The following is a 21312-nucleotide window of genomic DNA, read 5'->3' on the forward strand; positions in this document are numbered from 1 at the left end:
TCTTATAATAGGAGATAGTATATGATAAATAAGCAATTAACCCAAAAAGAACATAAAATCGATACTGCAGCCTTATTGTTGACGGCTTTATTGACGGCAATTGCGGGGGAGTTTAAACTTATTCCTTTCAATGGAGAGTCTTTTCGTTTTGGTTTAGGGAGCATTGCTTTTTTCCTTCTCCTCCTCATACGTCCAACCGGATCTCTCCCGTTGACAGGGGTGGTGACTGGTTTGACTGTCGTTGTTTTTCGAACAGGTGTTGAAATGACGATGACGTCTGTTTCGTTTTCGGAGAGTTTCCAGCATCATTTACCTATTTTGTTGTATTATGTTGTCTTTGCGATGGGTTTTCATATTATCCCTTTTGACAAGTATCGCGACTCTCCGCTCATGTTAGGGGCTTGGGCTTCATTATTTGAGTTTGTCGGGAACGGTTCGGAAAGCATCATGCGTATAATCATGCTGGACCGGGATGGTCTATTGTTGAAAGACTTGGCGTTGATTGCTGGTGTGGCGATATTGCGCAGCTTTTTCGTTGTTGGCCTCTATAGTTCTATTATGATATCTGAGCAGAAAAAGCGTGTGCGGGAAATGCTCGGAATCGGTTCGAATTTGTATGCAGAGTCGTTATATTTACAGAAGTCGATGAATCATATCGAACAAGTAACGGCCGCCAGCCATGACTTATATCGGAAGTTGAAGCAGAAAAATCTACATGACCTGAGTGTGCAGGCGCTTGCCATTGCGCAAGAAATCCATGAAGTGAAAAAAGACAATCAGCGTATCGTAGCAGGATTGTCTAACATTACAAAAGAAAAGAGCGCTGATTTCTTTCTTTTGTCCAATCTGTTTGAACTTGTTATTACATCGAACCGGAAATATAGCGAGTTATTGAAGAGGACTGTCGATTTCCGATTAACGATGACAGTCGATTATGAAACGGATCAGCATATTCCGCTGTTGGCTTTATTAAATAATGTGACGGCCAATGCAGTTGAATCGATTGCACATAAGGGCGCTGTCGGCATTCACGTATTCGAAGAAGCGGATGATCTGTGCATCACGATCCGGGATACAGGCAAAGGGATTCGTAAAGAAGACATCCCCATACTTTTTGAACCGGGCTATACAACGAAGTTCAATGAGCAGGGCGTGGCGGCAACTGGCATTGGTCTATCCCATGTCCAACAGATTGTTCAGACGCTGCAAGGGGAGATCCATATTGAATCACTAGAAATAGGAACGGCTTTTCAAATACGGATTCCTTCCCATACATTAGTAATGAGGTGATCTATCGTGCGTTATTTTATCGTAGATGATGATTTGGCATGTCGGAAAATGCTTGAACAAATTATCATAGAAGAGGAGCTTGGCTATGTGGCGGGCGAGGCGGAAAATGGGGTGAAATCACTTGTGCCCATCATATCCACACAGCCGGACGTTGTTCTAATCGATTTTCTCATGCCTGAACTAGATGGCATTGAAACAATGGAACAATTGAAAAAGCAGGGATTCAGCGGCCAGTTCATCATGATCTCACAAATCGTCAATAAGGAAATGGTTGGCGAAGCGTATGAAAAAGGTGTGGAGTTCTTTATCCATAAGCCAATTAATCGTGTGGAGGTCCGAAGCATTTTAACGAAGACTAAGGAAAATTATCGGCTTCATCAATCACTGCAAACGATTCGGGAATCGCTAGCGGATATCGGATCGGCTGGCGAACAACCGATCAGACATAGTGTGAGTGAGGTTGTTCGTTCTATTTTAAATGATATGGGGATTGTCGGAGAGGCGGGCAGCGATGATATCGTAGCCATTATGGATTTGCTCATGCAGCAACAAGAGCGGCCTTCGCAGTTACCTCCATTAAAGGAGTTATACGAGGCGGCCGCCAGGAATCTGGAAAATGTTGATGTTACGAAAGAAAGCAAGGCGATGGAGCAGCGGATCCGCAGAACTATCGCAGCGGCAGTCAACAACCTAGCCTCGATGGGAGTAGTCGATTATACATCGCCTCAATTCGAATATTATGCTCCGCGCTATTTTGACTTCCAGGACATTCGCCTACGCATGAGACAAATAGAAGATGACCTCCCAGCTCCTTCTCGATTGAAAATTAATAGTAAGAAGTTCCTTCAAGTGCTCTATATTGAAACGAGCGAAAGGTATAAACGGAAATGAATATTTTTCCTTCAAATAAATAATAAAATATTTTGTCGGATTTTGTCGGATTCGATAAGTCGCCCTTACACTTGAAAAAAGTGAGAAAACGCTTTCATTGGTAGATAAGGGAGGCATATTTATGAAAAAGAAATTTAAATTTCCATTAGCGTATCAAATACTGGTCGGATTAATAGCAGGAATCATCGTTGGTGCGGTCTTTTATGGCAATCCGGCAATAGAGACGTATTTACAGCCGTTAGGTACTATCTTTATTAACATGATTAAGATGATTGTTGTGCCGATTATCGTTTCAACTTTGATCGTAGGTGTTGCAGGGACTGGCGATTTGAAGCAATTAGGAAAACTTGGCGGAAAGACAATGCTTTACTTCCAAGTGGTTTCATTAATCGCTATCCTCGTCGGCTTATCTGCCGCGAATATTTTTAAACCGGGTGAAGGCATTGATATGTCGACTTTGGCAAAAGGCGATATCGACTCCTATGTCCAAACGACTGAAAGTGTACAAAACGAAGGATTTATGGACGTTCTCGTCGGTATCGTGCCGAGCAATATTATCCAAGCGATGGCATCAGCCGATATGCTTGCGGTTATCTTCTTCTCTGTATTGTTCGGATTAGGTGTCGCTTCGATTGGGGAGCGCGGCAAACCCGTGCTGGCCTTCTTCCAAGGCACTGCAGACGCGATGTTCTGGGTGACGAACCTGATTATGAAATTCGCACCGATTGGCGTATTCGGTTTGATCGGTGTGACGGTTTCGAAATTCGGACTGGAATCGCTCGTGCCGCTTGGAAAATTAATGATTCTCGTTTATGCAACGATGATTTTCTTCGTTATCGTGGTACTTGGCGGAATTGCGAAGTTAGTCGGCTCAAGCATCTTCAGCATTATTAAACTGTTGAAAGATGAACTTATTTTGGCTTATTCTACATCAAGTTCTGAAACTGTGCTGCCGAAGCTCATGGAGAAGATGGAGAAATTTGGCTCACCGCGGGACATCGTGTCATTCGTTGTGCCGACGGGCTATTCATTCAACTTGGACGGGTCAACACTTTACCAAGCACTTGCGGCAATCTTCATTGCGCAAATGTATGGCATCGACCTGAGCATCATGGAGCAGGTTACATTAGTGTTAGTTCTGATGATAACTTCTAACGGTATCGCAGGTGTACCGGGCGTTTCATTCGTCGTATTGCTTGCGACGCTCGGCACAGTGGGGATCCCATTGGAAGGACTTGCTTTCATCGCGGGAGTCGACCGACTGCTCGATATGGGTCGAACAGTCGTCAACGTACTTGGAAACGCAATGGCTACGGTTGTTATGTCTAAATGGGAAGGCCGCTTCCGGACTGAAGACATAGGCAAGCATACGCAGGTTAACCCTGTTAGTGATTCGATCTAATTGGACAGGCAGTTCCGCCGCCCCATAATGGGGAGGGGGAGCTGCCTGTTTTATTATGGTTGTAGAAAGTATAGGCGGAATGAAACTTAAGTAAAGCCACAGCCGATTGAGGAGAATGAATGATTTCAGAAAATCCTTTGTGTGCATGTGAAAAGTTACGACTCTTAAAGAATTTTGGAATAGGGACAACTTTACTCGGAATACATTGATTCAGTATGTATGCATACAAGGGGGAGATTCGTATGTATTGGAACGAAGAGTATCAAAGCGGTGGTCCCAACATATCGCCAACGGAGTTTGTGGTGCGGTCATTGGAGGAAATTCAATTCTGGTCACGGATCATGAAAGAACATTCCTTATTTCTAAGGCTAGGGTTTCGATGCGAAGATACTCAGCTCATCGCAGAAGCGAATCATTTTTTTCAGCTATTTGAAAGGATTGAACAACAGTCGCATGCTTTTACGAATCAAACAGACCCCATGACTATCAGAAGGTTTAATTCGGAAGTCCAGATGGCAGCGGCGAATATTTACGCTTTTAAACGGAAGGTGTTAGGGTTGATCCTATCTTGCCAATTGCCCGGTGGGAACAACTTTCCGTTATTGGTAGACCATGTTAGTCGGGAAGCCAATTATTTCAGGAAGCGACTCATTGAGTTGAATGAAGGGAAATTAGTGCCACTTGCAGATTCAATCATCAAAGAGAATGTGTTCTTTTTACGAATTATGGCCGATCATGCAAAATTCATCGGTCATCTACTCGATCCTTCGGAAAGAAAGCTCGTGGACATTGCAAGGAATTTCAGCAATGATTTTGATGAATTGCTGTTCCAAGCTAGAGATTTAGACGGAATGAGACCGTATTCCCAAACCGTTCCATTGTTGGATCAATTCCTTGATCAAAATCGAGTGTCTGTCGTTTCCCTTCGCGATTTCAAAAAGACAGCAAGAGATTTAATTGAGGAATGTAAAATAAAGAGCATTATCCATCCATTATTAGCGGACCATGTTTATCGCGAAGCGGACCATTTCCTAACGATTATCGATTCGTTCGATGCGCATCTTACTGGGGCGAATGCATAAAAAATAAATAAGGAAGGCGTTAAACTTAGAAAGATCAAAGTTTAACGCCTTCCTTATTTTAGTCAAGCAATATAGTTAATTTCTATTATTACAGTAATCAATTACATCCATAAGTAACTGTATATCGGAACGTATTGTATGCTTTAAGCTATCAGGACATCTGTTTACATCACGTTGCAACTTTTGGATTTCCACTTCCAGTAAAAATAATTCTCTCATATTATTCACCTCTCTTCGATTATCATACCCAATTTCATTTTGGTTCAAACTATCTATTAATGTGAGTTTTGTAGGAATTTAAAACTAGTTATAGTATAATTACACGAATGGGCATATTCTATTTTTATTCATTGAGCAAGACTCTTTTACATAACGGTTGTATATAGTGATCACGAAGGAAGGGGGAATATAAATGGATAAACTGTTTGATGGAATCACGGTTGATGTGATTAATACGGTTCTAACTTTTAATCCCGATCCTATCTTCCTGCTAGGTGATAAGGGAGAAATACTTGATGTGAATATGGCGGCAACGGATTTATTCGGCTATACAGCATCCGAATGGGTGGACATTGATTTTCATGAGATAATTGCCCCGAGAAGTATTGGAGACACAGTTAAATCTTTCGCTAAAACATTGAATGGGGACTTTTGTTCATATAGTGTAAGTGCCTATGATAAAGAGGGGAATTTGCTTCATTTGCATGTCAAAAACCTTCCTATATGTGAAGCAGGTCAGCAACCAAACAAATTAATGATTTTCGTGAAAGATGTGACCGAACTAGTCAAAGCAAAGGATGAACTTCGAAAAACAGCGGAAAAGTTAATGTTTTTTTATGAGTCATCTGCCGAGGCAATGGATATTATCGACTTGGACGGAAATGTTGTACAGGTGAATAGAGCCTTCGAAGAAATGTATGGATGGAAGGCAGAAGAAATCGTAGGAAGACCAATGCCGACAATACCAGCTAAACAAAGAGAGCAAGTAAAAAGAGACCGTGCCCGTGTATTAAATAATGAGAGCATCCTTGGGCTCGAAGTGGAATGTTTGAAAAAGGACGGAACAATTATCCCGTTCAGTATAACGCTATCTCCGCTTCATGATGAACATGGTGAAATTATTGCTTTTTCCGGTATTTCTCGTGATATTTCAGAAAGGAAAAAATTTGAAGAGGCCTTGATCCGCAGCGAAGAAAAATACCGTTTAATTGCCGAAAATATGACTGATCTGGTGACAATCATAGATAAAGACGGGGTGATTGTCTATGCATCCCCCTCACTTACGCCTGTCCTAGGGTTTCCTTTGGAGTATTTCGAAGGGAAGAGTGCTATTGATATAGTGCACCCTGAAGACTTGCCGGCAATCCAAGAGCAGTTTTTTTCTTTATACCAATCAAAGGGATCCGCCGAAATGGAATTTAGGTATAGACATAAAACGAAAGAATGGATATGGCTGGAAGCAAAAGGTACGTATTTTGTAGATGAAAAGAACGGTGAAGGTTTTATATTGGTCGTCTCCCGTGTCATCGAAGAAAAAAAGATGATGCGCGATAAATTGACGCAAATGGCTTTTCATGATGAGCTTACAGGATTGCCGAATCGCAGACTTTTTCAGGAGATCATGGGTCAAACTTTAAAGGAAGCAAAGCGAAATAAAGAAAATTGTGCATTACTATACATGGATCTTGATAAATTCAAGTGGGTGAATGATCATTATGGCCATTCTGTCGGTGATGAGTTATTGAAACGACTTTCTAAGAGAGTGAGACGCTCACTTCGGGAGAGTGATGTGTTTGCACGTCTAGGTGGGGATGAATTCCTCGTGCTCCTTCCAGATACCGAAGAGAACGAAGCGATGGCAATCGGAGAACGAGTCCTGGAAAGCTTACAAGAGGCATGGCAAATAAGGGGGAATTCCTTTACAACCACTTCAAGTATAGGCATCGCCATGTTTCCGCAGGACGGAGCTACGATGGACGAGTTGATGACGAATGCGGACAACGCCTTGTACAGGGCGAAGGAAAATGGGCGCAACACATATATAACCTACTCAAGTTGATAGTAAGTTGAAAATAATGGCCTTTCATCAATCCAGAGGAGTGATGAAAGGCCATCCTTGTATTGGCGCTTACTGTTTCAAACGATTGAAATCTTTTTCAATCTACTTCATCTACTTCAATTATTTCGCGCTCATTTACTGGTTGAACAGGACGTTGGTTTTCAGGGAAAGTCTCCTGATAAGCTTGAATTTGTTCTTTTGACATTTCAATTGGATCTTCAAAAACAATCCATTTCACCTTCTCTGTGCAAGGTGGTGTCGTTAATGAGCCGTTGTAAGAATAAGTTGTTTGATCTGAAGGAAGTAAGGCATTTAAATCAATCGTTTCATTTAAGTCAATTTCATTCTCTGTTTCGTTCGTAGGAAGTATATCCCAAATAGCTGCAAGTGTTTCGTTTTCTTTTCCTTCTTTAATCATTAAACCGAGTACTGCAAGTCCACCGTCCGCATCTTGGTGTACTAGATGAAGTTCCATATCCATGGTTTCACCATTGATTTGATGCTCGCTTGGTGTATGGAAGTGGAATTGAGCAAGTTTGTATTCTGTTCCTTCGATGACAATGCTATTGTTTGGTGCTTCAGGATTAGCCTGCAAGGAATGTCCATTATTAATAAATGAAAACTGTGACGGCTTGTATTGAATGTTCAAGCTATCTAGTACTTCACTTGTTTTAACTTGCGAGGATTCGATATTGATTGGTGATTGCTCATTTCCTTTTGCACAGGCTGAGTATCCAGGATCCAAATCCCCCCAATTATCCGGGCCTGTTTCTTCATCGTAGGACCATTGCATGTTCTTTGAATCGTCTGACTCGGTTGTCTCATTTTCTGTTGTGTCAGTGACAGTTGCTTCCTCTTTTTCTGATGTAGCTGTTTCTGTTGTCTCTGTTGCCTGTTCGGAGCATGCTCCCAATAACAAGCCTAACGATACAACTACAAACGGATACAAAAATATTTTTTTCATCTTTGGGAATTCCCACCTTCCTTAATTTTTTTCTACGCTGTTACCAAGAAATACTATACTGAAAAAATCCGTCAAAACAAGACAATAATTACCAAAACGGATGAAATTCCCCAATACAGTTACTTGATACTAAACGTTTGCTAATTAAAAGGAATGGACGTGAGAATTATCCCTTGGTGCTTACTAACCAAGTTCCATTTCATGGTAACAATTAAATCGATAGATTGAAGCTGGTTTGAGGAAAAACATATTGAAAAAATTTCAGACATGAACATATATAACAAGGAGTGAATAATTCATTTCCGGTTGGAAAATGCTATATGGTATAGTGGATGGATGAAAGAAGGTGAATCCAGTGAGACATAGATATGGAAGGCTCATTAAAAAGGATAATATCGTCGTGTTTCCTGGCGCCTTGGAACGCCTGATCGAAAAAGGGCTCGATGCAATCGAAGATACAGACTATGCAGAAGCTGTAGAGGCATTTGGGCAAGCGTATCATTTCGATCCCGACAATACCCGCATATTGGCGCCGTACGCGGTTTCTTTATATGAAACGAAAGATTTTACTTTGGCGAAAGAAGTGGCAACGAAGTTATTACATAGCGGAACGACGGAATATCTGGACGCCATGGAATTATATTTGGCGATCAGCATCCAACTGCAAGATTATGAAGAGGTCGAGATGACGATCGAAACCCTGCTTGATGAAGATATCGTTCCGCCAAACATGCAGAAAAAGTTCAATTACTTACGGGAGTTGAATAGAAGACTATCCTCAAAATACATACGTGAGGAATTGGAACCTCGACAATTGGAAGCGTTCACCATGGAAGAATTCATGGATGGGACAACAGAAACACAACAGGGGATCCTTGCTTTATTTGAAAACAGGGAATTGGACAAGACGACAATAGATCTATTGTCGCAAATTGTCGAAGAGGAAAACTTGCACCCAATCGTTATCACATACGCACTTGTCCTTCTGCGTGAATCAGGTTTTGACGGGGAAGTGACGATCAGGAAGTTTGGCAGGACGAAACGAGTCATACCTGCAGAACTTGAGCTGCCAAGTCAGGATGAGCGTTCCGTCGAAGTGGTCAATCAAATCGGCGAGTTTTTTGAGAAGGATCCCTCACGCATGCAGATGGCTATCGACGCCAGTCTTCGTTACGGGATCATGGCCTACCCATTCTGCTGGGACGGATATACAACTTCCGAGGTTGCGGATGCTTATAAGCAATACATAGAAAGCATGTTCACGGGAGAGCCGGTCGATACAACGGAGCTGAATTCTTGGATCAGAACTGTTGACCAACAGACGGATAAGTGATGTGCAGTAAATCTGTTGAAAGATCGAAAGACTATGATATACTGTAAGGGTTGTAAATAGCGTATAAACGTGAGAAAATATACTTGTCATAATGATTCGGAGGGTATTTAAATGTCTGTTAAATGGGAAAAAGAAGAAGGCAATAAAGGAACACTCACAGTTGAAGTTCCTGCTGAGACAGTGGATGCAGCACTTGACGAGGCTTTCAAGAAAGTAGTGAAGAAAGTTCAAGCGCCTGGATTCCGTAAAGGGAAAATGCCCCGTAAAATGTTTGAAAGAATGTACGGCGTAGAATCGCTTTATAACGATGCGCTTGACATTATCCTGCCTGAAGCGTATTCAAATGCGCTTGATGAAGCGGATGTAGAGCCGATCGCACAACCGGAAATCGAAATCGATGAGATGGAAAAAGGCAAAACGCTTGTATTCAAAGCACATGTTACATTAAAGCCTGAAGTTAAACTTGGCGACTACAAAGGTCTTGAAGTGACGCGTCAGGAAACTGAAGTGACGGATGAAGAGATCGAAGCACAATTGAAGGATCGTCAAACAGCATTGGCTGAAATGGTCGTGAAGGAAGACGGCGCTGTTGAAAACGGCGACACAGTCAACCTCGATTTCGAAGGATTCGTTGATGGCGAAGCTTTCGAAGGCGGCAAAGCTGAAGGGTACGATCTCGAAATCGGTTCTGGTTCATTCATCCCAGGATTCGAAGAGCAAGTTATCGGTATGAAACAAGGCGAAGAAAAAGATGTCGAGGTTTCATTCCCTGAAGAGTACCACGCTGCTGAATTAGCTGGCAAACCGGCTGTATTCAAAGTGAAAGTGCATGAAATCAAGTCTAAGGAAGTTCCTGAGCTTGACGATGAGCTTGCAAAGGAAATCGATGAAAGTGTCGAAAGCCTTGAAGAGCTTCGTACTAAAATGAAAGAGCAAACAGCTCAAGAGAAGAAAACTGCATCTGAAACAGCAATGCGTGACGATCTTGTAGAAGCTGCAGCACGCAACGCTGAAATTGATATTCCTGAAGTTATGGTCGATTCCGAAGTGGATCGCATGATGGATGAATTCGGTCAACGCCTCCAAATGCAAGGGATGAACCTTGAATTGTATTTCCAATTCTCAGGGCAGGATGAAGCTGCATTACGTGCGCAAATGAGAGACGACGCACTCAGCCGCGTTCGCGTTTCCTTGACACTTGAAGCAATCGGAGCTGCTGAGGGCCTTGAAGTGACTGAAGAAGAAATCAACGCAGAACTAGAGAAGATGTCTGCGCAATTCGGTATGGACGCCGATCAAATCAAACAGACATTGGGCGGGACGAAAGTTCTTGAAAACGACTTGCGTTTCAACAAGACTGTTGAATTGCTAGTTGAAAATGCAAAAGTCTCTGAATAATTGTCGATGAAAAATACAAGGCGCGGGTTTCCGTGCCTTGTTTTTCATAGGTAAGGATTTGTGGGCAACTATAGAGGATAAGTTCTAAATAGTTGATAAAACCGGGGGAATCTTGTAAGATTGTCACTTGAATAGGGGTGAGCTTGATGTTCAAATTTAATGACGAAAAAGATAATTTAAGTTGTTCTTTTTGTGGTAAAACCCAAGACCAGGTGAGAAAGCTTGTTGCCGGTCAAGGTGTTTATATTTGTGATGAGTGTGTTGAACTTTGTGCGGAAATCGTCGAGGAGGAAGTTGGACTTGATGAGCACTTCGAGCTGAAGGATGTTCCGAAACCACGCGAAATCCAAGGTATTTTGGATGAATATATTATTGGTCAGGACCGCGCGAAAAAGTCATTGGCCGTTGCAGTTTACAACCACTACAAACGGATCAATACGAATAGTAAGGTCGACGATGTAGAAATCGCTAAATCGAATATCGTTCTCATCGGACCTACAGGCAGCGGTAAAACGTTGCTGGCACAAACATTGGCACGTATCCTTGATGTTCCTTTCGCGATTGCGGATGCAACTTCTTTGACGGAAGCCGGCTATGTCGGTGAGGACGTTGAAAATATATTACTGAAATTGATCCAAGCTGCTGATTTTGACATCGAACGTGCAGAAAAAGGGATCATCTACATTGATGAAATCGATAAAGTTGCCCGTAAGTCGGAAAATGCATCAATTACACGTGATGTATCCGGTGAAGGTGTGCAACAAGCCCTCTTGAAGATTTTGGAAGGCACTGTTGCAAGCGTCCCACCACAAGGCGGCCGCAAGCATCCGCACCAGGAGTTCCTACAAATTGATACGACAAATATCCTATTCATCGTCGGCGGTGCCTTCGATGGGATGGAAGAAATCATTAAACGCCGTACAGGGCAGAAGGTGATTGGTTTCGGATCGAATACCGAAGAGGAATCACGTGACGAAGCAACATTACTTTCTAAATTGATCCCTGAGGATTTACAGCGTTTTGGATTAATTCCAGAATTCATCGGTCGTTTGCCAGTTATCGCAACTCTGGAGCAGTTGGATGAAGCTACTCTGTATCAAATACTGACAAAACCCAAAAATGCCATTGTAAAGCAATACCAGAAGATGGTCGAATTGGATGGCGTTGCATTGCGTTTTGAGGATGATGCACTGATTGAAATCGCAAAGGAAGCGATTGATCGGAAGACAGGTGCCCGTGGATTGCGGTCGATTATCGAAAACATCATGTTGGATATCATGTATGAACTTCCGTCACTTGATGAAGTCACCGAATGCATCATTACGAAAGATTCCGTCCTGAAAAAATCAAGTCCAATCCTTTATCGAGAAGATGGTACCCAGATGGAGCTCGATCAAGAGAAGAATACGGCCTGATAAATGGAGGGGTAAAGCTGACTCCGACGATGCGAATCATTCGCTCATCGGTTGTCGGCTTTTTCCACCTTATAGAAAAATGACTAATGGACATACATAACTTATGGAGGTGACTTCCGCATGCCGAATCGAAAAAAGCTGAATGTGCCTTTATTGCCTTTGCGGGGGATGTTAGTGTACCCGACGATGGTTCTACATATTGACGTCGGGAGAGAGCGCTCCGTATTTGCGGTCGAACATGCCATTGCAAATGACAATCTCATCATGCTTGCTTCACAAAGAGAGACAAGTGTTGAAAATCCGGATGCCGATGATTTATATCGGGTCGGTCTTTTAGCTCATGTGAAGTCATTGACGGAATTGAACAATGGAACATATCGACTCAATATCGAAGGAATCGAACGGGCAGAATGGTCCAATTATGAAGAGGCGGACCTTTACCCTGTCGTGGATGTGAAGAGACTTCCGGATGACGCGGAATTAGATGCGGAAAGCATTGCACTTATGCGCATTTTACTTCCTTACTTCCAAAACTACACGAATTATTCCGCTAAAATTTCCCAGGAAACATTCGATTCCATTGCATCCATCGAAGAGCCGGGAAGGTTTGCAGACATGATCGCTTCCCATCTGCCATTGAAGCTGTCTGCCAAACAGGAAATACTTGAAATTACGGATGTTAAGAAAAGATTGGAATTCCTTATCAATAAACTTCACGACGAGCAGGCAATCCTCGAATTGGAGCGGAAGATCAATACCCGTGTAAAAGAAGCGATGGAACGGACACAGAAAGAATTTTATCTACGCGAACAGATGAAGGCGATCCAGAAAGAGCTTGGTGATAAAGACGGGAAAAGCATCGAAGTTGTTGAGTTGACGAAAAAGATCGAAGAGGCGGGAATGCCTGAAAACGTTAGACTGGCTGCATTCCGTGAACTGGATCGTTATGAGAAGGCTCATTCCGCTTCCGCTGAAAGTGGCGTGATCCGGAATTATATCGATTGGCTTGTCGCATTGCCATGGTCGAAAGCCTCGAAGGATCAATTGGATATCAATAGATCAGAGGAAATATTGAACCGCGACCATGAGGGACTCGAATCGGTGAAGGAACGTATATTGGAATACCTTGCCGTCCGTCAAATGACAAACTCATTGCGCGGACCGATCCTTTGCCTTGATGGACCTCCAGGAGTCGGGAAGACTTCTTTGGCACGTTCCATCGCAGAATCATTAGGGCGCAAATTTGTCCGGATTTCCCTCGGAGGAGTTCGAGATGAATCCGAAATTAGAGGGCACCGCCGTACATATGTCGGTGCTATGCCAGGACGGATTATTCAAGGCATGAAAAAGGCGGGGAAGATCAATCCTGTCTTCCTGCTTGACGAAGTCGATAAGATGTCCAACGACTTTAGAGGGGACCCGTCATCTGCCATGCTGGAGGTTCTTGATCCTGAGCAGAACGCGACCTTCAGCGACCACTATATAGAAGAGCCATATGATTTATCGGATGTCCTATTCGTAGCAACTTCCAATGATTTAAGCTCCATCCCCGGTCCGTTGAGGGATCGCATGGAGATCATTTCGATTCCGGGTTACACGGAATTGGAGAAGCAGACCATTGCCAAGAACCATCTCATTCCGAAGCAGCTGAAGGAGCATGGTTTGACAAAGTCACAAGTCCGTTTCAATGACGAAGCGATTCAGAATATCGTCCGCTATTATACACGGGAAGCCGGTGTCCGTGGGTTGGAAAGGGAAATCGCCAGGATTTGCAGAAGGGCTGCAAAGCAAATCGTAACCGGTGAAAGGAAAAGTGTCACTGTCAGCGCGAAGACGCTTGAAACCCTTTTGGGCAAGCGGAAGTTCAGCTATGGGCAAGCAGAGAAGAAAAACCAGGTCGGCGTCGCAACCGGATTGGCATATACAACGGTTGGAGGAGATACACTCCAAATTGAGGTTTCATTGTCACCGGGCAAAGGTAAACTGATACTGACGGGCAAGTTGGGTGATGTTATGAAAGAATCAGCACAAACGGCATTGTCCTATGTCAGATCCAAGGCAGTGGATTTTCATATCAACCCGAATTTCCATGAATCGTGCGACATTCACATTCATGTTCCTGAAGGGGCAGTTCCGAAAGACGGACCTTCCGCGGGTGTGACGATTGCGACCGCTCTCGTATCTGCATTGACGAAGCGGCCGATCCGGCGTGAAGTCGGCATGACAGGTGAAATTACACTCCGAGGCAGAGTGCTGCCGATCGGTGGCGTCAAGGAAAAATCTTTAAGTGCACATCGTGCGGGCTTGACGACAATCATCTTGCCGATTGCAAATGAACGAGATATTGAAGATATACCAGAAAGTGTACGGAGTGAGCTGACATTCAAGCTTGTCTCAGATGCTGAAGAGGTATTGGCGTACGCATTGGAGGAGGCTTCCGAATGAAAATAAATCAAGTTGAAATGATCATGAGTGCGGTAAGACCCGAGCAATACCCGGATGATGGTTATCCGGAATTTGCATTGGCCGGCCGTTCGAATGTTGGGAAATCTTCGTTCATCAATAAAATGATTGGACGTAAAAGTTTAGCCCGAACGTCCTCGAAACCGGGCAAGACCCAAACGTTGAATTTCTATAAAATCGAAGAGAAATTGTTCTTCGTCGATGTCCCCGGTTATGGCTACGCGAAAGTGTCCAAATCGGAACGGGAAGCATGGGGGAAAATGATCGAGAGATATTTAACAGGGCGTGAACAATTGAGGGCTGTTGTCCTCATTGTCGATCTTAGACATCCCCCAAGCGTAGATGATTGTGTCATGTATGACTTTCTTGGCCATTACGACATTCCCACAATCGTTATTGCAACGAAAGCGGATAAAATCCCTAAAGGCAAATGGGAGAAGCATAAAAAAGTCGTGAGAAACGAATTGAATATGCGCGCTGGAGATCCATTAGTCCTGTTTTCCTCTGAAAAAGGCATGGGGATCGATGAAGCATGGCGTGAGATTGAGAATAGAATGTAATCATTATCCGGATGAAGTATTCATCCGGATTTTCGATTAAGTGGATAAGAAACACATTAGAATTAATACAAAAACAGGGAACGGACCTTTGCTGGTTCAAGAGTTAGTCACAAAATCATCCGTTAGATGCAGCGCAATATGTTATAATCGTATATGTGAAAAAGAACGGGAGAGGTGTGAACACCTTATGTATACAATCGTGGTCGGTGTCAACCACCGAACAGCTCCAGTAGAAATCAGGGAAAAATTATCTTTTGTAGAGGCTGAATTGCCAAAGGCCATGCAAGCTTTGCAAAAAGAGAAAAGCATTTTGGAAAATGTTATCATTTCTACTTGCAATCGTACTGAAATATACGCTGTTGCTGATCAGCTCCATACGGGCCGCTATTACGTAAAACGATTTTTAGCTGATTGGTTCGACATGGAACTTGAGGAATTATCTCCTCATTTGCTTATCTATGAAAACGATGCAGCGATCGAACATCTGATGCGTGTATCAGCGGGTATCGATTCAATGGTGCTGGGCGAAACTCAAATTTTAGGACAAGTCCGTAACAGTTTCCTGGAAGGGCAAAACATCGGGACGACTGGAACAGTCTTTAATGAGCTATTCAAAAAGGCGATTACACTCGCGAAGAAGGCACATTCAGAAACTGCCATCGCCGACAATGCCGTTTCCGTATCCTACGCAGCAGTGGAGCTCGGAAAGAAAATCTTTGGTTCATTGAATGAAAAGCATATAGCCATACTTGGAGCAGGGAAGATGGGCGAATTGGCCATTAAGAACTTGCATGGCAGCGGTGCCGGCAAAGTGACTGTCGTCAATCGTACGCTCTCCAAGGCGGAAGAGATGGCGGAGCAATTCGGGGGCGTCGCTAAACCGATGCAGGAATTGCAATGCACGCTATTGGAAGCAGATGTATTAATCAGCTCCACTGGTGCAACTGATTTTGTCATTGATTTCGAATTGATGAAATACGTCGAGAAGCTCCGGAAAGGAAAGCCGATTTTCATGGTGGATATTGCCGTGCCCCGGGATTTGGATCCGCGAATCGGTGATTTGCCGAATGTCTTCCTCTACGACATTGATGATCTGCAAGGAATCGTCGAAGCGAATTTGGCGGAACGTAAACGTGCCGCTGAAGAAATCGGTTTGATGATTGAAGAGGAGATTGTTGAATTCAAGGAATGGATTGCAACGCTTGGTGTTGTGCCGGTCATTTCCGCGCTACGCGAAAAGGCGCTCCATATCCAGGCTGAGACGATGGCCAGCATTGAAAATAAAATGCCGAACCTCACCGCACGTGAAAAGAAATTATTGAATAAGCATACAAAGTCAATTGTCAACCAAATGCTGAAGGAACCGATCCTGCAAGCGAAAGAGTTGGCGTTGGATGGACAGGCTGCTGAAAAGCTAGCCCTATTCAAGCAAATATTCGGATTGGTGGAAGAAGACGAGGAAGAAGAAATCGTCCATACACAAGCCAAATCCCTTGGTACTGCTACACACAAATTAGCCGAGACGTAATCCGGGGCTATAGATCCATGCGAAAGGCAGAGGTTGCATCATGGCCGAAATGACTATGGCGAGATTCCACGAAGTAATCGTCGTCCTGTATGCGGTGAGCCTCGTATTTTATTTCATCGATTATTTGAATAACAATAAAATCGCCCATCGCAGCGCTTTTTCGATTTTGTCGGTCGTCTATTTGATGCAGAGCGGCTTACTTATCGCACGGGTGATTGACACACAGCGATTCCCGGTCCTTTCCCTTTACGAAGGGATCTATTTCTATGCTTGGCTGCTCATTTCGTTATCGATGATCCTCCAAGTGTTTACAAAGGTCGGGTTCGCTGTCTTCTTTTTAAATGTAATTGGATTCATCTTCATGACAATTCATACATTCACGCCGGTGCAGATCGAAAAATCTCCGGTTGGTGAATCTCTCATTTCGGAATTGCTCTTCATACATATCACCTTTGCGATACTATCGTATGCAGCATTTGCAATGTCCTTCGTTTTCGCCATCCTTTATTTGCTTGTCTATAAAGTGTTGAAGAAGAAGAAGTGGACAAAGCAATTCGGACGCCTTCCGTCTCTCCAACAAACGTTATCTGGGATGAAAGCTTCGATTTATACTGGCATACCAGTACTGTTCATCAGCCTCGTGCTAGGAATTCAATGGGCAGTTGTTGCACTTGATGAATGGGCGATTTCCGATATGAAGATCATCGGGTCTTTCCTCGTTATTATCCTTTATAGTTTAGTATTGTTTTTACAAAGAAGAGGAAGACTGACAGCAAACGATTTTGCGTGGGCGAACGTCTTCGCTTTTCTTTTTGTTATCATCAACTTTTTTCTTGGAAGCAGATTATCGCAATTCCATTTTTGGATTTGACGTTTAGGCAGTAAAATGGGAGGAAGATCGTATTGAGAAAAATCATTGTAGGCTCAAGAAGGAGCAAGCTCGCATTAACACAGACGAATTGGTTTATCGACCAAATGAAGGCAGCGGGCGCGCCTTTTGAATTTGAAGTGAAGGAAATTGTTACGAAAGGTGACAAAATCCTCGATGTGATGCTTTCGAAGGTAGGAGGCAAAGGACTATTCGTCAAAGAGATCCAACAAGCACTTTTTGATAAAGAGATTGACTTCGCTGTCCATAGCATGAAGGATATGCCTGCTGTTTTACCTGAAGGGCTTACGATCGGTTGTATGCCGCCACGCGTTGATGCCCGTGACGCTTTCATCTCCAAAGGGCATGTGAAGTTCATGGATCTTCCGGTCGGTGCTGTCGTTGGTACTTCGAGTTTACGTCGCAGCTCCCAGTTGATCATGCTCCGTCCAGATATTGAAATCAAATGGATTCGCGGCAATATCGATACACGATTGCAGAAGATGCAAGACGGGGAATACGATGCGATCCTTTTGGCTGCCGCAGGTTTGAAGCGTATGGGTTGGAGCGATGATGTAGTAACTGAGTATATGTCAATCGAAGACTGCATCCCGGCTATCGGCCAAGGAGCGCTTGCAATCGAATGTAGAACTGATGATGCAGAACTGCTCGCTGAACTGAAAAAAATGTCCGATGAGAAGACGTGGCTGGAAGTCGAAGCGGAGCGTACATTCCTTGCAGAAATGGATGGCTCCTGCCAAGTACCAATTGCAGGAATTGCCGAATATGACGGCGAAGAGATCGAATTTACAGGATTCGTTGCTTCCCCGGACGCGAAGCAAGTGTTCAAGAAGACGGTGCGCGGTTCTGATCCGGTTGCGGTCGGCAAATCTGTAGCATCCACTTTACGTGCAGAAGGAGCATCAGAAGTAATCGAGAAAGTGAAGGCGGAAATGGATGCCTGAATTGGCTCCGTTGAAAGGGGAAACTGTCATTTTCACGGGCACCCCGAAATCGCTTGAAGTTTTTGATCTCGTCAAACAGTACGGTGGCATCCCTTACTCGATGCCGCTCATCCAGGTGAATGAAATCGTGGATCCCGCCGATGAGAATGAATTGAAGCGTTGTAAAGAATTTGATTGGTTGATATTCACGAGCCAAACTGCTGTAAGATCATTCCATTTGAAAATGGAACGTCTCAATATGACAACTCAACAGATTCCCTCCAAAATAGCTGCTGTCGGTACACAGACCGCCGCAGCATTGGAGAAGATCGGCTTCACTGTTGAATTCATCCCGTCCATCTTCAGCGCCGACGTGTTTGTAAAACAATTCAAACCAACGGAAGACCGGAAGCTTCGGGTCTTGTTCCTTAGAGGGAATCTAGCCGGCAGCCTCATCCGTGAGGAACTGCCTTTTCAAGTGGAGGAATGGACGATTTATGAAACGGGTCCCCAGCCTGATTCAGTATCCTCAATTATTGAGCTGCTGAAAACTGGAGGGAGTACGACTGTTTTATTCGCCAGTCCATCTGCAGTCCGTGTATTTGAAGAAGGCGCAGTACCGATTGTCGGTTGGGATGGCTATACAATTGGAGCAATCGGACATGTCACCGAAAAGGCGTTGATCGAGGCAGGCGCCGTGGTGGACGTGAAGCCTGAAATTTATACTCTTAAGGAACTCGTCAATGCATTGGCGAGACGAAAGGAAGAAATCCAATGACTCAACTACAATTCCGACGTAACCGCCGTCTGCGCAACTCGGCGACAATACGCTCGATGGTAAGGGAAACAATCTTGCAGAAAGAGGATTTCATTTATCCACTCTTCATCATTGAAGGGGAAAATGTGAAAAATGAAATCAGCTCGATGCCAGGCATTTATCAATTGTCACTTGATCGATTGTTGGAGGAAGTGGAAGAAGTCGTTTCATTAGGCATCCCTTCCGTCATCCTCTTTGGGATTCCTGCAGAGAAAGATGCGACTGGCACAGGAGCTTTTAACGACGAAGGGATTGTCCAGCGTGCTACCCGTTTAATCAAAGAGAAGTACCCGGACCTCGTTGTCATCGCAGACACTTGCTTATGCGAATATACCGACCATGGTCATTGCGGCGTCGTTCATGGATCCGATATATTGAACGACCCTTCACTTGAACTGTTGGCGAAAACTGCGGTCAGCCAAGCGAAAGCGGGCGCTGACATCATCGCGCCATCAAACATGATGGACGGCTTCGTAGTTGCCATAAGACAAGCGCTTGATGAAGAGGGCTTTGAAAATGTTCCGATCATGTCCTACGCGGTCAAATATTCTTCCGCATATTACGGACCGTTCCGCGATGCTGCTGAATCGGCTCCTCAGTTCGGAGATCGGAAAACGTATCAAATGGATCCTGCCAATCGGATGGAAGCACTTCGCGAGGCGGAGTCTGATGTCATGGAAGGCGCGGATTTCCTGATTGTCAAGCCGGCTTTGTCGTACTTGGATATCATGCGTGACGTGAAGAACAATGTCCTCCTTCCTGTCGTCGCTTACAATGTGAGCGGTGAATATTCGATGGTGAAGGCAGCGGCACAAAATGGCTGGATCAATGAAAAAGAAATTGTGTTGGAAACGTTGACAAGTATGAAACGCGCAGGTGCGGATCTCATCATGACATACCATGCAAAAGACGCTGCGCGTTGGCTGGAGGGAAAATGAATGGGTAAAAGCTATGAAAAATCAAAGCAAGCATTTGCGGAAGCGGTAAAATTGATGCCTGGCGGCGTTAACTCTCCTGTCCGTGCATTCAAATCGGTCAATATGGATCCGATTTTCATGGAAAGCGGAAAAGGACCGATCATCAAGGACATCGATGGCAATGAATATATCGACTATGTACTTTCATGGGGACCGCTGATTTTAGGACATGCCGATCCTGATGTTGTAGAGGGCATTAAGAAAGTGGCTGAAACAGGTACAAGTTTCGGGGCGCCAACTTTACTGGAAAATGAACTCGCAAAAATCGTCATCGATCGAGTGCCGTCCATCGAGGTTGTTCGGATGGTTTCTTCGGGAACGGAAGCGACGATGAGCGCATTGCGTTTAGCTCGCGGGTATACAGGACGCAACAAGATTTTGAAGTTTGAAGGATGCTACCACGGCCACGGCGATTCGTTGCTTATTAAAGCGGGATCTGGCGTCGCTACGCTAGGTCTGCCGGATAGTCCAGGAGTTCCTGAAGGAATTGCGAAGAACACGATTACAGTAGCTTACAACGACATGGATGGCGTCCGTGCTGCATTCGAACAATTCGGGGACGACTTGGCAGGTGTCATCGTTGAACCGGTTGCAGGAAACATGGGTGTTGTTCCTCCGGAGCCGGGCTTCCTTGAAGGTTTGCGCGAAATCACTGAGAAGAACGGCACTTTGCTCATTTTCGATGAAGTGATGACGGGCTTCCGTGTTGATTACACTTGCGCGCAAGGCTATTTCGGAATCACTCCGGATCTTACTTGCCTAGGCAAAGTGATCGGCGGCGGTCTTCCTGTCGGAGCATATGGCGGTAAACGTGAAATCATGGAAAATGTCGCACCTGCAGGAACTGTCTACCAAGCGGGGACGTTGTCCGGAAATCCGATGGCGATGACAGCGGGCATCGAGACGTTGAAGAAATTGACGCCTGCTTCATACGACCATTTCAAGATACTTGGCGATCAGCTGGAGGCAGGCTTCCGTGAAGCGGCGACGAAATACAATATCCCGCATACTGTGAACCGTGCAGGATCCATGATCGGTTTCTTCTTCACGAATGAAAAAGTGACCAATTACGACCAAGCAAAGACGTCTGACTTGAAACTGTTCGCGGAATACTTCCGCTTGATGGCGGAAGAAGGCATCTTCCTGCCGCCATCCCAGTTCGAAGGCATGTTCCTGTCCTCTTCCCATACAGAAGAGCATATCGAACAGACCGTCCAAGCATTCCACAAAGTATTCGCCCAATTGGCGCGATAATTATTTTAGCTGTCCGTTGTCGGATTTCTCGACAACGGGTGGCTTTTTTATTTGCAAATAATGGAGC

At 44.3% G+C, this 21312-nt stretch carries 17 protein-coding genes; 16 read left to right on the forward strand and 1 reads right to left on the reverse strand.

Features of this window, described 5'->3' with window-relative positions:
- Positions 1-21: 21 nt before the first annotated feature.
- The 5 genes from M3191_RS09360 to M3191_RS09380 all read left to right on the forward strand — a co-directional run bounded on the left by M3191_RS09360 (position 22) and on the right by M3191_RS09380 (position 6724).
- A complete protein-coding gene (locus M3191_RS09360; protein WP_251700139.1) occupies positions 22-1290 on the forward strand; it encodes a sensor histidine kinase in 1269 nt (422 codons plus the stop codon).
- Positions 1291-1296: 6 nt separating this feature from the next.
- Positions 1297-2181 carry a response regulator gene (locus M3191_RS09365; protein ID WP_251700140.1) on the forward strand — a complete coding sequence of 295 codons (885 nt, stop codon included), beginning with the start codon at positions 1297-1299 and terminating at the stop codon, positions 2179-2181.
- 121 nt (positions 2182-2302) lie between these two features.
- Positions 2303-3583 carry a cation:dicarboxylate symporter family transporter gene (locus M3191_RS09370; protein WP_251700141.1) on the forward strand — a complete coding sequence of 427 codons (1281 nt, stop codon included), beginning with the start codon at positions 2303-2305 and terminating at the stop codon, positions 3581-3583.
- Positions 3584-3825: 242 nt separating this feature from the next.
- Entirely contained in the window at positions 3826-4665 is an 840-nt protein-coding gene (locus M3191_RS09375; RefSeq protein ID WP_251700142.1) for a DUF2935 domain-containing protein, read from the forward strand.
- A gap of 412 nt (positions 4666-5077) precedes the next feature.
- A complete protein-coding gene (locus M3191_RS09380; RefSeq protein WP_251700143.1) occupies positions 5078-6724 on the forward strand; it encodes a sensor domain-containing protein in 1647 nt (548 codons plus the stop codon).
- A 97-nt stretch (positions 6725-6821) separates the two neighbouring features.
- Here M3191_RS09380 and M3191_RS09385 read toward each other — a convergent pair whose 3' ends face one another.
- Complete coding sequence (locus tag M3191_RS09385) at positions 6822-7688, reverse strand: carbonic anhydrase (protein WP_251700144.1); 867 nt, start codon at positions 7686-7688, stop codon at positions 6822-6824.
- Positions 7689-8043: 355 nt separating this feature from the next.
- Here M3191_RS09385 and M3191_RS09390 point away from each other — a divergent pair, with 355 nt between their 5' ends.
- The 11 genes from M3191_RS09390 to hemL all read left to right on the forward strand — a co-directional run bounded on the left by M3191_RS09390 (position 8044) and on the right by hemL (position 21245).
- Positions 8044-9021, forward strand: a complete 978-nt coding sequence (locus M3191_RS09390) for a DUF3196 family protein (protein ID WP_251700145.1) — start codon at positions 8044-8046, stop codon at positions 9019-9021.
- A 111-nt stretch (positions 9022-9132) separates the two neighbouring features.
- Positions 9133-10419: a trigger factor gene (gene tig / locus M3191_RS09395; protein ID WP_251700146.1), complete on the forward strand. Its 1287-nt coding sequence runs from the start codon at positions 9133-9135 to the stop codon at positions 10417-10419.
- 146 nt (positions 10420-10565) lie between these two features.
- Entirely contained in the window at positions 10566-11834 is a 1269-nt protein-coding gene (gene clpX, locus M3191_RS09400) for an ATP-dependent protease ATP-binding subunit ClpX (RefSeq protein WP_251694259.1), read from the forward strand.
- Positions 11835-11954: 120 nt separating this feature from the next.
- The gene (gene lon, locus M3191_RS09405) at positions 11955-14279 is read left to right on the forward strand and encodes an endopeptidase La (protein ID WP_251700147.1); all 2325 of its coding nucleotides are present in this window, start codon (positions 11955-11957) and stop codon (positions 14277-14279) included.
- Positions 14276-14857, forward strand: coding sequence for a ribosome biogenesis GTP-binding protein YihA/YsxC (gene yihA / locus M3191_RS09410; protein WP_251700148.1), 582 nt, complete (start codon positions 14276-14278; stop codon positions 14855-14857). The genes lon and yihA overlap by 4 nt, the downstream gene beginning before the upstream one ends.
- A gap of 187 nt (positions 14858-15044) precedes the next feature.
- Positions 15045-16385 carry a glutamyl-tRNA reductase gene (hemA, locus tag M3191_RS09415; protein ID WP_251700149.1) on the forward strand — a complete coding sequence of 447 codons (1341 nt, stop codon included), beginning with the start codon at positions 15045-15047 and terminating at the stop codon, positions 16383-16385.
- A gap of 40 nt (positions 16386-16425) precedes the next feature.
- The gene (gene ccsA / locus M3191_RS09420; protein ID WP_251700150.1) at positions 16426-17256 is read left to right on the forward strand and encodes a cytochrome c biogenesis protein CcsA; all 831 of its coding nucleotides are present in this window, start codon (positions 16426-16428) and stop codon (positions 17254-17256) included.
- A 32-nt stretch (positions 17257-17288) separates the two neighbouring features.
- Positions 17289-18218, forward strand: a complete 930-nt coding sequence (gene hemC, locus M3191_RS09425) for a hydroxymethylbilane synthase (protein WP_251700151.1) — start codon at positions 17289-17291, stop codon at positions 18216-18218.
- A complete protein-coding gene (locus tag M3191_RS09430) occupies positions 18211-18975 on the forward strand; it encodes a uroporphyrinogen-III synthase (RefSeq protein WP_251700152.1) in 765 nt (254 codons plus the stop codon). Before hemC ends, M3191_RS09430 begins: the two co-directional genes overlap by 8 nt.
- Entirely contained in the window at positions 18972-19952 is a 981-nt protein-coding gene (gene hemB, locus M3191_RS09435) for a porphobilinogen synthase (RefSeq protein WP_251700153.1), read from the forward strand. The genes M3191_RS09430 and hemB overlap by 4 nt, the downstream gene beginning before the upstream one ends.
- Positions 19953-21245 carry a glutamate-1-semialdehyde 2,1-aminomutase gene (gene hemL, locus M3191_RS09440; protein WP_251700154.1) on the forward strand — a complete coding sequence of 431 codons (1293 nt, stop codon included), beginning with the start codon at positions 19953-19955 and terminating at the stop codon, positions 21243-21245.
- Positions 21246-21312: the final 67 nt, after the last annotated feature.

It is taken from the genome of Sporosarcina luteola, assembly GCF_023715535.1.
In the GTDB taxonomy this organism is placed as follows: domain Bacteria; phylum Bacillota; class Bacilli; order Bacillales_A; family Planococcaceae; genus Sporosarcina; species Sporosarcina luteola_B.